The 12,197-nt window shown below is 60.7% G+C and carries 12 protein-coding genes; 4 read left to right on the top strand and 8 right to left on the bottom strand.

What is annotated here, in order from left to right:
- Window positions 1-18: 18 nt before the first annotated feature.
- Both AC07O2_RS12245 and AC07O2_RS12240 read right to left on the bottom strand, forming a co-directional pair.
- Complete coding sequence (locus tag AC07O2_RS12245) at window positions 19-936, bottom strand: ABC transporter permease (RefSeq protein WP_495076019.1); 918 nt, start codon at window positions 934-936, stop codon at window positions 19-21.
- A gap of 72 nt (window positions 937-1,008) precedes the next feature.
- A complete protein-coding gene (locus tag AC07O2_RS12240) occupies window positions 1,009-2,541 on the bottom strand; it encodes an ABC transporter substrate-binding protein (RefSeq protein WP_495076018.1) in 1,533 nt (510 codons plus the stop codon).
- Between the two features lie 127 nt (window positions 2,542-2,668).
- On the opposite strand from AC07O2_RS12240, the gene AC07O2_RS12235 reads away from it, so the two are divergent.
- Window positions 2,669-3,613, top strand: coding sequence for a LysR family transcriptional regulator (locus tag AC07O2_RS12235; protein WP_495076017.1), 945 nt, complete (start codon window positions 2,669-2,671; stop codon window positions 3,611-3,613).
- Window positions 3,614-3,686: 73 nt separating this feature from the next.
- Here AC07O2_RS12235 and AC07O2_RS12230 read toward each other — a convergent pair whose 3' ends face one another.
- The 4 genes from AC07O2_RS12230 to AC07O2_RS12215 are packed head-to-tail and all read right to left on the bottom strand — an operon-like array spanning window position 3,687 to window position 7,222.
- Window positions 3,687-4,301, bottom strand: coding sequence for a PqiC family protein (locus tag AC07O2_RS12230; protein ID WP_495076016.1), 615 nt, complete (start codon window positions 4,299-4,301; stop codon window positions 3,687-3,689).
- Window positions 4,298-5,929, bottom strand: coding sequence for a PqiB family protein (locus AC07O2_RS12225; RefSeq protein WP_495076015.1), 1,632 nt, complete (start codon window positions 5,927-5,929; stop codon window positions 4,298-4,300). Before AC07O2_RS12225 ends, AC07O2_RS12230 begins: the two co-directional genes overlap by 4 nt.
- Complete coding sequence (locus tag AC07O2_RS12220; RefSeq protein WP_495076014.1) at window positions 5,907-6,602, bottom strand: paraquat-inducible protein A; 696 nt, start codon at window positions 6,600-6,602, stop codon at window positions 5,907-5,909. Before AC07O2_RS12220 ends, AC07O2_RS12225 begins: the two co-directional genes overlap by 23 nt.
- Window positions 6,599-7,222 (bottom strand): paraquat-inducible protein A, encoded by a 624-nt coding sequence (locus tag AC07O2_RS12215; protein ID WP_495076013.1) that lies wholly within the window; start codon window positions 7,220-7,222, stop codon window positions 6,599-6,601. The genes AC07O2_RS12220 and AC07O2_RS12215 overlap by 4 nt, the downstream gene beginning before the upstream one ends.
- 142 nt (window positions 7,223-7,364) lie before the next feature.
- Here AC07O2_RS12215 and AC07O2_RS12210 point away from each other — a divergent pair, with 142 nt between their 5' ends.
- The 3 genes from AC07O2_RS12210 to AC07O2_RS12200 all read left to right on the top strand — a co-directional run bounded on the left by AC07O2_RS12210 (window position 7,365) and on the right by AC07O2_RS12200 (window position 10,887).
- Window positions 7,365-8,660, top strand: a complete 1,296-nt coding sequence (locus tag AC07O2_RS12210; protein ID WP_495076012.1) for an ABC transporter substrate-binding protein — start codon at window positions 7,365-7,367, stop codon at window positions 8,658-8,660.
- Window positions 8,661-8,951: 291 nt separating this feature from the next.
- On the top strand, window positions 8,952-10,103 hold the full coding sequence (locus AC07O2_RS12205; RefSeq protein ID WP_495076011.1) for a branched-chain amino acid ABC transporter substrate-binding protein: 1,152 nt from the start codon (window positions 8,952-8,954) through the stop codon (window positions 10,101-10,103).
- 367 nt (window positions 10,104-10,470) lie between these two features.
- The gene (locus tag AC07O2_RS12200; RefSeq protein ID WP_495076010.1) at window positions 10,471-10,887 is read left to right on the top strand and encodes a hypothetical protein; all 417 of its coding nucleotides are present in this window, start codon (window positions 10,471-10,473) and stop codon (window positions 10,885-10,887) included.
- A 67-nt stretch (window positions 10,888-10,954) separates the two neighbouring features.
- On the opposite strand, the gene AC07O2_RS12195 is transcribed toward AC07O2_RS12200, so the two are convergent.
- Together AC07O2_RS12195 and AC07O2_RS12190 are read right to left on the bottom strand one after the other, a co-directional pair.
- Window positions 10,955-11,176 (bottom strand): hypothetical protein, encoded by a 222-nt coding sequence (locus AC07O2_RS12195; RefSeq protein ID WP_495076009.1) that lies wholly within the window; start codon window positions 11,174-11,176, stop codon window positions 10,955-10,957.
- 199 nt (window positions 11,177-11,375) lie between these two features.
- A complete protein-coding gene (locus AC07O2_RS12190) occupies window positions 11,376-12,032 on the bottom strand; it encodes a dihydrofolate reductase family protein (RefSeq protein ID WP_495076008.1) in 657 nt (218 codons plus the stop codon).
- Window positions 12,033-12,197: the final 165 nt, after the last annotated feature.

Below are 12,197 nucleotides of genomic sequence, written 5' to 3'. Positions count from 1 at the left end.
GCTGTGTTCCTCTGGGGGCTAACGGGTACGCATACGGGGATCGAGCGCGGCGTTGAACACGTCGGCCAGAAACGTTAGGCCGATGTAGAACACGGCAATGATCAGCACCACGGCTTGGACCACCGGGTAGTCGTTGCGCGAGATGGAGTCCCAGGCCAGCTGCCCCAGGCCTTGCATGGAGTACACCGACTCGATGACCACCGAGCCACCCAGCATGAAGCCGAGCTCCACCGCCGCCAGGGCCACCACGGGGATGATGGCGTTGCGCAGCGCGTGCTTGAAGATCACGCGTGCCGGGCTCAGGCCCTTGGCGCGTGCGGTGCGGATGTAGTCCGCACCCAGCACGTCTAGCATGCCGGCGCGGGTCAGGCGCATCAGCGACGGCATGGCGTAGTAGCCCAGCGCGACTGCAGGCAGCACGAAGTGTTGCCAGGTGGTGTTGCCCGCGACCGGCAGCCAGTGCAGACCCACGGCGAACACCAGGATCAGCGTCAGCGCGAACCAGAAGTTCGGCATGGCCTGGCCCACCACGGCCACCATCAGCGCCAGCCGGTCAATCCATGTGTCGCGGTAGACGGCGGCCAGCACGCCCAGCGGTATGGCGACGGACACCGCCAGCAGCAAGGCAATGCCGCCCAGTTTCAGGGTGATGGGCAGGCGCTCGCCTACGAGTTCCATCACGGTGTTCTGAAAGAAAAACGAGCGCCCGAAATCCAGGTGCGCCGCCGACCACAGCCAGTCCACAAATTGCAGGGTGATGGGACGGTTGAGTCCATACTGGATGCGGACTTCTTCAATCGCGGCCGCGTTCGCTTCCGGCCCGGCGATGGCGGCTGCCAGGTCACCCGACAAATGGAGCAGCATGAAGCTGACGACGGCGACCGTCAGCATGACGCTCATGGCCACCAGCAGGCGGCGAAAGATGTATTGCAGCATGGGTATGCCCGATAAGTGTGAATAGAGGCACAAGACCAGGCCCGCCTCGGCGGCGGCATGCCTGGGTACGGCTTATTTCCAGCTGGCCTGGACGAAACGGGGCAGCTCATCCGCTTGGGCGGTGAACTTCAGGTCTTGTGTGAACACATAGTTGGTCGAGTAGGAGAACAGCGGCGCCATATAGGCCTGCTCGCTGATGCGTTGCAGGGCCTGCGCATACTTTTTCTTGCGCTCGACTTTGTCCATGGAGGCATCGGCGGTTTGCAGCAGGGCAATCACTTGCGGGTCTTTGCTGGTGTCGTCCGGGCCGCCTTCAAAGAAGTTGCCGACAAAGGCCGACGCATCGTTGATGGAGAAGGAGCCCCAGGCCTGGAAGGTCAGTGGTGCGCGGCCCGAATACACCTCGGTGCGCAGCACCGGGTACTGCACAAAGTGCAGGCGGGCGCGAATGCCAATCTTGCGCAGGTCACCCACCATCGACTCGGCATATTCGCGCTCGCGGTAGGCCCACAGATCGGTATCAAAGCCGTTGGGGTAGCCGGCCGCGGCCAGCAGGGCCTTGGCCTTGGCGGGGTCGTAGCTGTACTTCACCACTTTCTCGGTATCGCAGCCAAACTGGGTGCGGAAGCAGGGCGCAAACACCGGTTGGCTGCCGCCGCGCACCAGGCTGTCGGCCAGACCCTTGCGGTTGATGGCCAGGTTGACAGCCTGGCGCACACGCACGTCCTTGAATGGCAGGGCCTCGGGCGTGGTGCCGTTGGCATTCATCGACAAAAATCCGATGCGCATGGTTTCGCCGCTCAGCACCGAGGTGTTGGGCATGGACTTGAGCGACTCAGCCTGGTCCGACGGCACCCGCCAGATCCAGTCCACGGCGCCTGTCATCAGCTGCGCGGCACGCGCTTCGGGGTCGCGTATCACCACAAATTTGATGGTGCCTATCTTGGGCTGGCCGAGCGGGCTGTCCTTGAAGTAGCTGGGGTTCTTGACCATGGTGACGCCCTGGCCGGGGATCACGGCAGTAATCTTGTACGGGCCGGTACCGATGGGTGCTTTGCTATAGCCCTCCAGGCCCACCTTTTTCATGTAGGCACCGGGGTAGATGGGCGTGGGGCCGGCCAGGTAGTCCAGTGCAGCGGGGAAGGGCGCCTTCAGATTGATGCGCACCTGGTAGTCGCCCAGCTTGTCTACGTTCTTGATCCAGCCGGTGTTTTGGCGGGTGGCGATTTTGGCTTCCGGGGCGGTCACCACATTGAAGGTGTAGGCCACGTCGTCGGCGCTGAATTTATCGCCGTTGTGAAAGGTCACGCCCTGGCGCAGGGTGAGCAAAATCGCCGTGGGTGATTCCCACTTCCACGCGGTGGCCAGCTGGGGCTTGAACTCGCCCGTGGTTGGGTCGCGATAAATCAGTGTGTCCCACGCCATATTGGCCAGCACCACGCCCTCGCGCATATTGTTGTGGTACGGGCTCACGTTTTCAACCTCGTTGTCTGACGCGTAGACCAAGGTATCGTTGGCCTTGCCCGCATGCGCGGCCGTGCTGGCGATGCCGATGGCGAGGGCCAGGCTTGTGTGATGCACCATGGTGGAGATTAACTGCTTCATTTCAAAGTCTTTCTTGGTGGCGTGGGTTGGTTTTCCCATTCTTGTGCAAGAAGCAGACCGCAGGTGCATTCGAATCCTTATAGATTACGTATGATTCCGTTGCCTAAATGGCAATGGACCAATGCGCATGAACCACCCTCCTTTGATCGCCAAGCAGTTGCAAGACACGGCGCTGCGCTATTTCCTGGAGGTGGTGCGCACCGGCTCGATTGCCGAGGCCTCGCTGCGCCTGAACGTGGCCGGCTCTGCCATCAGCCGCCAGATCACCCATCTGGAAGACTTGTTCGGCATCCCCTTGTTTGACCGCCATCCGCGCGGCATGGTGCCCAGCGCTGCGGGCGAGGTGCTGGCCGTGCATGCCCTCAAGCTGGCCCATGACTCGGAGCGCGTGGTGCACGACATACAGGCCTTGCAGGGCATGCAGCGTGGGCGCGTCAGGCTGGTGAGCAACGAGGGCTTTGCAGCGGAATTCATACCCAAGGTGATCAGCGAATTTCTGCTGCAACACCCGGGCATCCAGTTCCACCTGGGGGTGCACCCTCCAAGTGAATGCACGCGCCGCATCCTGCTGGGCGACGCCGACATTGGCATCACCATGAGCCGCCAGGCCGAAAGTGGCATCCGGGTGGAGCATAGGCAACCCTCGCCCGTGATGGCGGCCGTGCGTTTCGGCCATCCGCTGGCGCAGTTCAAAAGCGTCAGTCTGTCGCAGGTACTGGCCTACCCTTTGGTGCTGCCAGAGTCCAACACCACGGTGCGCCAGCTGTTCGACCTGGCCTGCAGCCTGCAAGGTTTGCGGGTGGAGCCGGTGGTGACCAGCAGCTACTTCAGCAGCCTGGAGGGCATTTTGCGGCACCATCCGGACAGCGTCACGATCTCGGGGGAGATATCGGTTCGGTACCAGGCGGCCCGCCAGGAGCTGGCCAGCGTGCGCATCCGGGACCGCAGCCTGGACCTGCGCAATGTGGAGGTGCAAACCGCCGTGGGCCACAGCTTGTCACAGGCGGCCCAGGCATTTTTAAAGCACCTGACGCTGGCCCTGGCGGGCTCGCTTCCGCCAGAGTCGGTGTAATAGTATTGGTGATGAAAATGGCCGCTGGCGCAGATATTGTCTGCGCAGGCAGCTATTTAAAGCATAGCAAGCGCTATGTTGGGCATTTGGCACTGGCGTCTGCATCCAGTGCCGCCAGGGCGGCTGCCATGCTTTGCGCGGCACGCGCGGTCAGGCGTTGTGCACCTTGTGCCAGGGCCTCGGTGCCCAGGCCCACGGGTTCGGACTGGCTCCACTGGCAGGCCAGGTTGCGGGCATCGTCGGATCGGCGGATGGTCCAGCTGAAGCTGGCCTCAATACGGCTGTTTTCCACCGCCTCCCATTGGCGTAGCTGCACGGCCACGCGGTACACCGGCTGGCCGGCCAGGCGCCCGCCGTTGGATACGTCGATGGCGCCCAGCGGCTGCGTGATGCCGGCGGCCAGCGCGTCGCGCAGCTCGGTGTTGAACGGTGCCGACCAGCGGTGTTGGTCCAGTATCTCCAGCTGCCCGCTGGCGGTGCGCACCACCATCTGCGGTCGCGCCAGGCGTTCAGGCAGGGCCAGTGGTTGCAGCTCGACCAGCAGCGGCTTGCCGCTTGCCGAGGTAGGGGCGGGCAGTGTGCCGCTCAGGCTGTAGTAGTGCACCGGCGGGGCGCTGGCGCAGCCTGCCAGGGTGGCGGATAGCGCGGCTGCCATGGCCATCGGGGCCAGCAGGGTGGTCGTCTTCATTTCTTTTCCTCGGATTTGCCACGCAGCAGCGACTCGGGGTGGCGCTCCAGGTAGTCGGTCAGCACCTTCACGGATGCGGCGGCGCGGTTCACCTCGCGCAGGGTCTGGCGCAGGTCTTGTTGCAGCGGCGCGTCGTCGGACAGCGCGCGGTCGGCCGAGCCCAGCGCCTTGTTGGCGGTGGCCAGGGTGCTGCGCACGTCCTTCATGGCGGCGGTGATTTCGGGGGCCACGTCCTGGTTCAGGTTTTTCACCAGTTGCTCGGCATTGCTTAGCGTGCCGTCCAGGCTGGTCAGGGTTTTGTGCAGGTCATTGCTCAGCTGCTCGAAAGGCACTTTGTTGATCTTGGCGACGATTTCCGCGATCTGGGTCTGCAGTTCGTCCAGGCTGTTGGCTTGGGTCGGCAGTTCCACCGTGCCATCCACCACCCGCAGTCTGGCGGGCGCTGCCTTGGGGAAGAAGTCCAGCGCCACATAGACCTGGCCGGTCAGCAGGTTGCCGGTACGCAGCTGGGCGCGCAGGCCCTTGTCCACCAGCTCTTGCAGGCGCTTCTCGGAGTCGACCTGGACGTCGCTGCGCAGCCGGTCAGGGTAGACCTCGACCAATACCGGCATGCTGAATTCACGCTGGGCCTTGTTGAACTCCACGCCTATGGATTTGACCTCACCCAGCACCACGCCGCGGAAGTCCACCGTCGCGCCGGGCGCCAGGCCGCGCAAGGACTGGTTGAAATGCAGCAGCACGGTGCGCGCCGGGCCGTCTGGCGCCTTCATGGCGTGGGTTTCGTCCTCGGCCAGGGCGAAGCTGGTGTTCTCTGTGGCCTGTGGGCCGGGCTGGTCGTCCGGCGCCTGCATGGCAATGCCGCCTGTCACCACCGTGGCCAGCGACTGGGTGCGCACCTTGAAGCCGCTGGAGTTGACTTCCACGTCCACGCCGCTGGCATGCCAGAAGCGGGTGTTGGCACCCACAAACTTTTCATATGGCGTGTTCACAAACACCCGCAGCGTCACTCCCTTGCCGTCGGGGTCCAGCGCGTAAGCCGCCACCTGGCCGACCTTGATGCGCCGAAAGTACAGCGGCGAGCCGACGTCCAGTGAACCGATATTGCTGGCATGCAGCTCGAACTGCCGGCCCGCCGAGTCGCGGGTCACGATGGGTGCCGCTTCCAGCCCGGTGAACTTGCTGCTGGTGTCGTCCGAGGCACCCGCATCTGCGCGGATATAGGCACCCGACAGCAGCGTGCCCAGGCCGCTGACGCCGGCCGCGTCCAGGCGCGGGCGTATCACCCAGAACCGGGTGTCGGTGGCGGTGAAGCTCTTGGCTTCCTTTTGCAGCTGCACGGTGACGAGCACGCGCGAGCGGTCTTCGGCCAAGGTGATGGCGGTGACGGCGCCTATGTCTACCTCTTTGTACTTGACCTTGGTTTTGCCGGCCACCAGACCTTCGGCGGTGGCGAAGCTGATCTGGATTTGCGGCCCGCGGCTCAGCACGGTCTTGACCACCAGGGTCAGGCCGACCAGCGCGGCCACGATGGGGATCAGCCAGATCAGCGAGGGTAGCCATTCGCGGCTGCGGCGCACCACGGGCGTGGGCAGGTCGGGCGGGGTGTCAGGACTGGGAGTGTTGGCCATGCGGTGGATTGTCTGCGGGGATTGGTTCTGAAATGTGTACCGCTGGGGCTGGAGCATCCGCGCCGTCCCAGATCAGGCGGGGGTCGAAACTGAGTGCCGCCAGCATGGTCAGCACCACCACGGCGGCGAAGGCAGCAATGCCGATGCCAGCGGTGATTTCGGCAAAGCCCTCGATGCGCACCACACCGGCCATCAGCGTCACCACGAACACGTCCAGCATGGACCAGCGGCCTATCAGCTCGACGATGCGGTACAGCTTGGTGCGCTCGTTGCGCCGCCAATTGCTGCCGCGTTGCGCGGTTATGACCAGCAGCAGCAAGGCCGCCAGCTTGAACAGCGGCACGATGAAACTGGCCACGAAGACCACCACCGCCAGGCCCCAGGCGCCGGTGACCCAAAAGTAGATCACGCCGCTGAGGATGGTGTCGGTCTGGGTTTTGATCAGGCTGCTGCTGACCATCACCGGCAGCATATTCGCCGGGATGTACATCACCAGCGCTGCCAGCAGCAGGGCCCAGGTGCGCTGCAGGCTATGGGCTTTGCGCTGGTGCAGGGCGGTGCCGCAGTGGCTGCAGCGGCTGCCGTTGCTCGCATCCTTCCACACGGTACCGCAATGGTGGCAGGCGGTCAGGCCCAGGCTGCTGCCGGTGGGGGGCGTGCTGGGTGCGCTCATGCGTCCGGCTCCGCCGCTGCGGCAAAGGCCATATGCCAGAGATTGCGCGGCTGGAACGACAGCAGGGCGGTGAGCAGCACGGTCAGCGCCACAAATGCACCCAGGGCCGGGCCGACGATCACCTCGGCAGAGCTGCTGAGCTTGACGATGGCCACCAGCACCCCGAGCATGAACACTTCGACCATGCCCCAGGGCTGCAGCGACTGCAGCACGCGTACCAGCCAGGCAAAGCCCAGCGGCTTGCGCTGGCCCGCCAGCGGCACCAGCACATAAATCAGGATCAGCAATTGCAGCAGCGGAAACACCATGGTGGTGGCCAGCACCAGCAGGGCCACGCTGGTCATGTCTTCGCCGGTGAGCACCATGACCGCACCCAGCAGGGTGGTTTCGCTGTGTTGGCCGGCCAGCACCATTTCGACGATGGGGAATAGATTGGCCACGGCAAACATCAGAAGCCCGGCGATCGCCAGGGGCAGCAGGCGCTGCGACTGGCTGCCGGTGTGGCGGTCCAGCTCGGTGCCGCAGCGCGGGCACTGGGCGATCTGCTGCGGCTGCAGCCGGGGCTGGGGGTACGCAGCATCGCAGCCTTCGCACAGAACTACGTGGGGAACTTCATGCATGGCCTGTACTTTAGTCGGTTTGATTTGGCCCATCGTGAACACGTTCTTAGAGCAATCCAGGTCTTTGTATATAAGCAATCAAGACTTTGCAAACTGCGATGATCTTCTCTTTTGTATTACTCCCACCTTTCTTCACATCATCATGAATACACCTCGTTGCTCTCGCGCTGCAATGGCGTTCGCATTCCGCCCCTCCTTGCTAGCGCTATTGCTGGCCGGTGCCGGCGGCGTGGCGGCGGCTGCCGATATCCGGGTCCAGTGCTACCAGGATGGCAACGAGTGCGACGTCACCGCTGAACTCATTAAACGCTTTGAAGCGCAGAACCCCGGCACCAAGGTGAACCTGGACAAAGTGCCCTACAAGACCGTGGTGGAGCAGCTGCCGGTACAGCTGGCCACCGGCCAGGGGCCGGATATTGCGCGCGTGGCGGATCTGGGGGGGCTGTCCAAGTACTACCTGGACATCCGCCCCTACGTTAAAGACCCCGCCTACTGGGAGCGCAACTTTGGCCGCACCCTGCCGTGGATGCGGCCTAACGCCAGCGACAAAGGCATTTACGGCATGGTGACGCAGCTCACCGTGACTGGCCCTTTTGTGAACAAGACGCTGTTCGAGCAGGCCAACATCCCGTTGCCTGGCCCCAAGGCCAGTTGGGACGCCTGGGCCGATGCCGCGCGCAAGGTGGCCAAGGCCACAGAAACCCCGGCCGCCATGGCCTGGGACCGCTCTGGCCACCGCTTTGCGGGCGCGGCCATCAGCAACGGCGCCAAGATTTTCGATGCCAAGGGCCAGCTGGCCCTGGACGATGGCTACAAGAGCATGGTGCAGAAGTTTGTTGCCTGGCACAAGGACGGCACCATGCCCAAGGAGGTGTGGGGCGGCGCCGGCGGCTCGACCTACCGCGACGCGTTCGAGGAATTCAAGAACGGCCGCATCGTGGTGTACCTGTCGGGTTCCTGGCAGATCCGCCGCATGGAGGCGCAGATCGGCAAGAGCTTTGACTGGGTGGCCGTGCCCAACCCCTGTGGTGTGGCGGCCTGCACCGGCATCCCCGGCGGGCCGGCTTTTGTGGCCATCAAGGGCACCAAGTCGCCCAAGGAAGTGGGCCAGTTCTTGGACTTTCTGGCCCAGGAGGCCAACTACGCTGAGTTCACCACCAAGAGCGAGAACATCCCGGCCCACGCTGGCCTGGCCCAAAAAGGTGTGAGCTACACCGCCTCGCCCGCGGTGAAGGCGGCGCTGGGTGTGTTCACCAGCGAGGTGCCTCGCTTGTCCCCAGCTGCCTACCAGTTCCAGGGCTACAAGTACAACCGCGCCATCATGCTGCCCACCGTGACCCGGGTAACCCAGGCCATCGTGGGTGAAATGAGCGTGGACGAGGCCTTGAACAAGATCTCTATCGACATGGCGGAGTCGGTGAAGCAGGCGGAGAAATAAGTGGCAGTGGTTTGGCTGTCATGCAGTTTGGGGACTGACCCGAACCAGTGTCAGCCAAGCCGCCGGAATGCGCTGATACGATTTCTGTTTTCACACAGCCTCGGCCGGAACCAGACTTTCACGGAAGGAGGCAAGCGATGGATTTAGGCGTTGCACATGAGTATTGCAGCGGTCAACGTGCCGAACTCACGGCGAGTGCAGTATGTGGATGTTTCCATTGTCCTTCAGGCCTATTGCTCTAGCCATCTGTCTTAATTGATCGACCAAAACTGCCAACATGTATTTCTGCATATGAAAATTGTCCTATTCACTTCAATCTTCCTTCTAAGCTCCATATCAGCGCAGGCCACAAATGCCGATCCTGAACGCTTGGTGCGAATTGGCCATGCAGCTCCAATTTCTTCAAGATCAGGACTCGCTCCTGCGGCCTTGGACAGTGAGCGTGGCGCCCAACTGGCAGTCGACGAATTGAATGCAAGAGCTCTACGCGTTGGGGACGAAAACGTGCACTTTGAACTTGTGCGCGAGGACGACCATGCCAACCCAAGCACTGCTGTTGAAGTCGCAAAACGCTTGGTTGATGCGAAGGTCGCTGGAGTGGTCGGGCATCTGAACTCGGGTATGTCCATCAAAGCATCAGACATCTATGCAGCCGCTGGCATCCCGCAAATTACTCCTTCCGGAACCAATCCAACCTTCACCCGGCGAGGTTTGAAAACGACGTTCCGTGTGATCGCTGATGACGACCATGTCATGGAGGGATTCGGTCAATACACCGTCAAAACTTTGGGCCTGCATCGGATCACAATTCTGGATGCAGGTGACGATTACAGCAAAATTATTACAACACCTTATTCCGCAGGAGTGCTGCGTGCTGGGGGACTCATAGTAAGCCGTGCATCTGTGGACACCAAAGCAACGGATCATGCTGACTTGATCTCCAAATTAGCTGCATCGAATCCGGATTTAATATTTTTTGGAGGGTTTGACGGCGTTGCCGGAAAGCTCCTGATCGAGATGAAGCAAGCCGGAATTACCGCCGCCTTCGCTGGCCCAGACGCGCTGTGTTCCGTTGAGTTGATGAAGCTTTCGCAAGGCACCGCCTCACAGCGCAAGACCGTTTGCGCAGAAGCCGGTGGCGTACTCCCAGATATGCAATCGAAGCTCGATCAGTTCAATGCTGATTTTTTCAAAAAATACAGTGCCAAACCCCTGCAATTTGCCAGACATTCCTTTGATGCAGTCAATGTTCTGGTTGATGCAATGCTCCGTGCGCAGTCAGTTGACCCTGAAGTCTATATTCGGCAGCTTGCAAAAACGGTCGCCTATCCCGGTGTTACCGGCCCAATTTCGTTCGATGAAAAGGGTGATCTGGTGAACGGCATGATTTCAATCTACACATATGGATTAAATGGCAGGGAGTTACTTGAGGTTATTCGTTGAACTAAGGTACAAGTCCCAAGCCGCCTTATACGATGGCTGGACCCGCCCAGAAGCGGCCACTCAAATGAAAACCTGGAGTTTTACCTGAGTAACTTCGACGACATTTTTGGCGCACTGTCTCAAAACAAATGCACTTTTCTGCATCGCATGTACTCCAACGTCTCCAATGTTCGAGCTGGTCGGTTCGGATGTCTGGTTTGCGGTTTACCAAGCGTTTGACGCAGGTGAATTTCAACATCCAGGTGATGACACTGTCGCCATGGCTGAGGTTAAATACACTCAGCCCATGAGTGCATCAATCCTTGCGAGAGGCGGCTGTAGTCGGCAAATAGCGGAAATTTAGTATCTGAATTTGGAAAGAGACGGGATGACTTCTGGTGAATTTCAGGGCGTGGACGCTTCTTGGTTGGCTGTTGATTCAATCGGGCAAATAGCAGTTTTCACTACGGGTGGTGAAGGGCCAATCCCCATTAGCGCTCTACCGTCAGCTCCAGATGCAGAGGAGATGTTGCAATCGCTGGAAGAAATCTCCGAGTGCACGCTACTGGTTGACGTGCCTCGACCTGCCGACTTCATTGCTTTCGCTAAGCGCGGATTATTTTCATACGATTGGCGGGATGTACATCGCACCAAGCGCGAAGCCGTTGAGCGCTATGAACTACAAGCGATACCGGTTCGACCAGCTGTTGCTGAGAATCTCCCGGAGCAAATTCGATTGCGTGCGAAGGCAACAAATCTTGGCTCCGTCGTTTTTGGAGCCACTTACGTTGATTTGATCTTTTAGTTTTGATATGAAAGGCAAAATGCGGCCAGGGGCCGTCATTGCCATGTTCAATTAGGTACTCGCGAAGCTATGTTTTTGCGGTAAAGGTCGCATTCACATCGCCAGCCAAAGCAGCAGCAACAGCCATATTCCATTCAGATATGTGGGCCGTATCGACAGGGATACCGTCGGGAAGTAAGCTCAGTGCTCCTAAAAGTCCACCAATATCGCCTGAGCCCGTCGTGCGAAACTGTTGTTCCAGAAATGCGAACATCGCGAGATATGCTTGTTTATCGGTGAGGTGAATCATTATTCGGGATGTTTTTTGGGTGGAAGCGTAACTTTAGGCTATGTGCCGAAGTGGTTAAGACCAGCATCCCCTTTCCCTGGTAGAAGCAGGTTTCCACGCCCATTCCCGTCCTTCGCCAATCTCGAAAGCGGCAATGCAAATTTCGAAAAACTGGTACCGACGTGCGAGCCAAAACTGCGGCTTGTCAGAGACATCGCTTTCAGTGAGTGCTTAAGCGCCGCAGCACGACATGCGTGGCTTTCTCCGACGCCACGGATTCAACGCATACGTACCCCAGGCTCCGCAAGTCCAGACCTGCGAACAGCGCTTCGCCACGGCCGAGCAGGACCGGCGTTATGGCGATGTGCAGTTCGTCGATCAGGCCCTCACGCAGATACTGACGAATGGTGTCTGGCCCACCGCCGATCCGCACGTCCTTGCCGGCAGCCGCCTCGCGTGCGCGGGTGAGCGCTTCGTGGATGCCGCCGGTGACGAAGTGGAAGGTCGTGCCGCCTTGCATCGTGATGGACGCGCGCGCATGGTGGGTCAGGATGAAGACGGGCACGTGGTATGGCGGGCTGTCTCCCCACCAGCCCTTCCAGTCGTTGTCCGGCCAGGCGCCACGGATGGGGCCGAACATATTCCGTCCCAGAATCCAGGCCCCCACGTTTTGAAAGCCACGGGCGGCGAAGTCCTCGTCCACCCCGGTCGTGCCGTCGTCATTGCCGAACAGGGCGCGCTGGAATGTGCGGGTAGGGAGCAGCCATTGGTGCAGTTCGGTTCCGCCCAACCCCAGTGGGTTGTGGATGTCCTGCTGCGGACCAGCGCCGTATCCGTCTAGCGAGATAGTGACGCCTTCAACGCGAACACGTGTCATCGTTTGTCTCCGTTGGGATGCTTGGCATCCATGTGGTTCGATACTACGGTAATCGCCACAAAAGCCAAGACTACCCCGAAGAAACGCGTCGGCTCCTTTCACATCTGCCAGAGCACGACATATGAGAAAAATGGCTCTAGCGCAGATATTAGCTGCGCTGGCAGC

The sequence above is a fragment of the Rhodoferax sp. GW821-FHT10B06 genome (genome assembly GCF_059415605.1).
The sequence above is the reverse complement of the archived record's forward strand: the minus strand, read 5'-3'. Positions and strand labels throughout refer to the sequence as shown.

Bases quoted from the DNA above. Each gene is read 5' to 3' on its own strand.
- AC07O2_RS12245 (WP_495076019.1), bottom strand. From the start codon at position 936: ATGCTGCAATACATCTTTCGCCGCCTGCTGGTGGCCATGAGCGTCATG.
- AC07O2_RS12240 (WP_495076018.1), bottom strand. From the start codon at position 2,541: ATGAAGCAGTTAATCTCCACCATGGTGCATCACACAAGCCTGGCCCTC.
- AC07O2_RS12235 (WP_495076017.1), top strand. From the start codon at position 2,669: ATGAACCACCCTCCTTTGATCGCCAAGCAGTTGCAAGACACGGCGCTG.
- AC07O2_RS12230 (WP_495076016.1), bottom strand. From the start codon at position 4,301: ATGAAGACGACCACCCTGCTGGCCCCGATGGCCATGGCAGCCGCGCTA.
- AC07O2_RS12225 (WP_495076015.1), bottom strand. From the start codon at position 5,929: ATGGCCAACACTCCCAGTCCTGACACCCCGCCCGACCTGCCCACGCCC.
- AC07O2_RS12220 (WP_495076014.1), bottom strand. From the start codon at position 6,602: ATGAGCGCACCCAGCACGCCCCCCACCGGCAGCAGCCTGGGCCTGACC.
- AC07O2_RS12215 (WP_495076013.1), bottom strand. From the start codon at position 7,222: ATGCATGAAGTTCCCCACGTAGTTCTGTGCGAAGGCTGCGATGCTGCG.
- AC07O2_RS12210 (WP_495076012.1), top strand. From the start codon at position 7,365: ATGAATACACCTCGTTGCTCTCGCGCTGCAATGGCGTTCGCATTCCGC.
- AC07O2_RS12205 (WP_495076011.1), top strand. From the start codon at position 8,952: ATGAAAATTGTCCTATTCACTTCAATCTTCCTTCTAAGCTCCATATCA.
- AC07O2_RS12200 (WP_495076010.1), top strand. From the start codon at position 10,471: ATGACTTCTGGTGAATTTCAGGGCGTGGACGCTTCTTGGTTGGCTGTT.
- AC07O2_RS12195 (WP_495076009.1), bottom strand. From the start codon at position 11,176: ATGATTCACCTCACCGATAAACAAGCATATCTCGCGATGTTCGCATTT.
- AC07O2_RS12190 (WP_495076008.1), bottom strand. From the start codon at position 12,032: ATGACACGTGTTCGCGTTGAAGGCGTCACTATCTCGCTAGACGGATAC.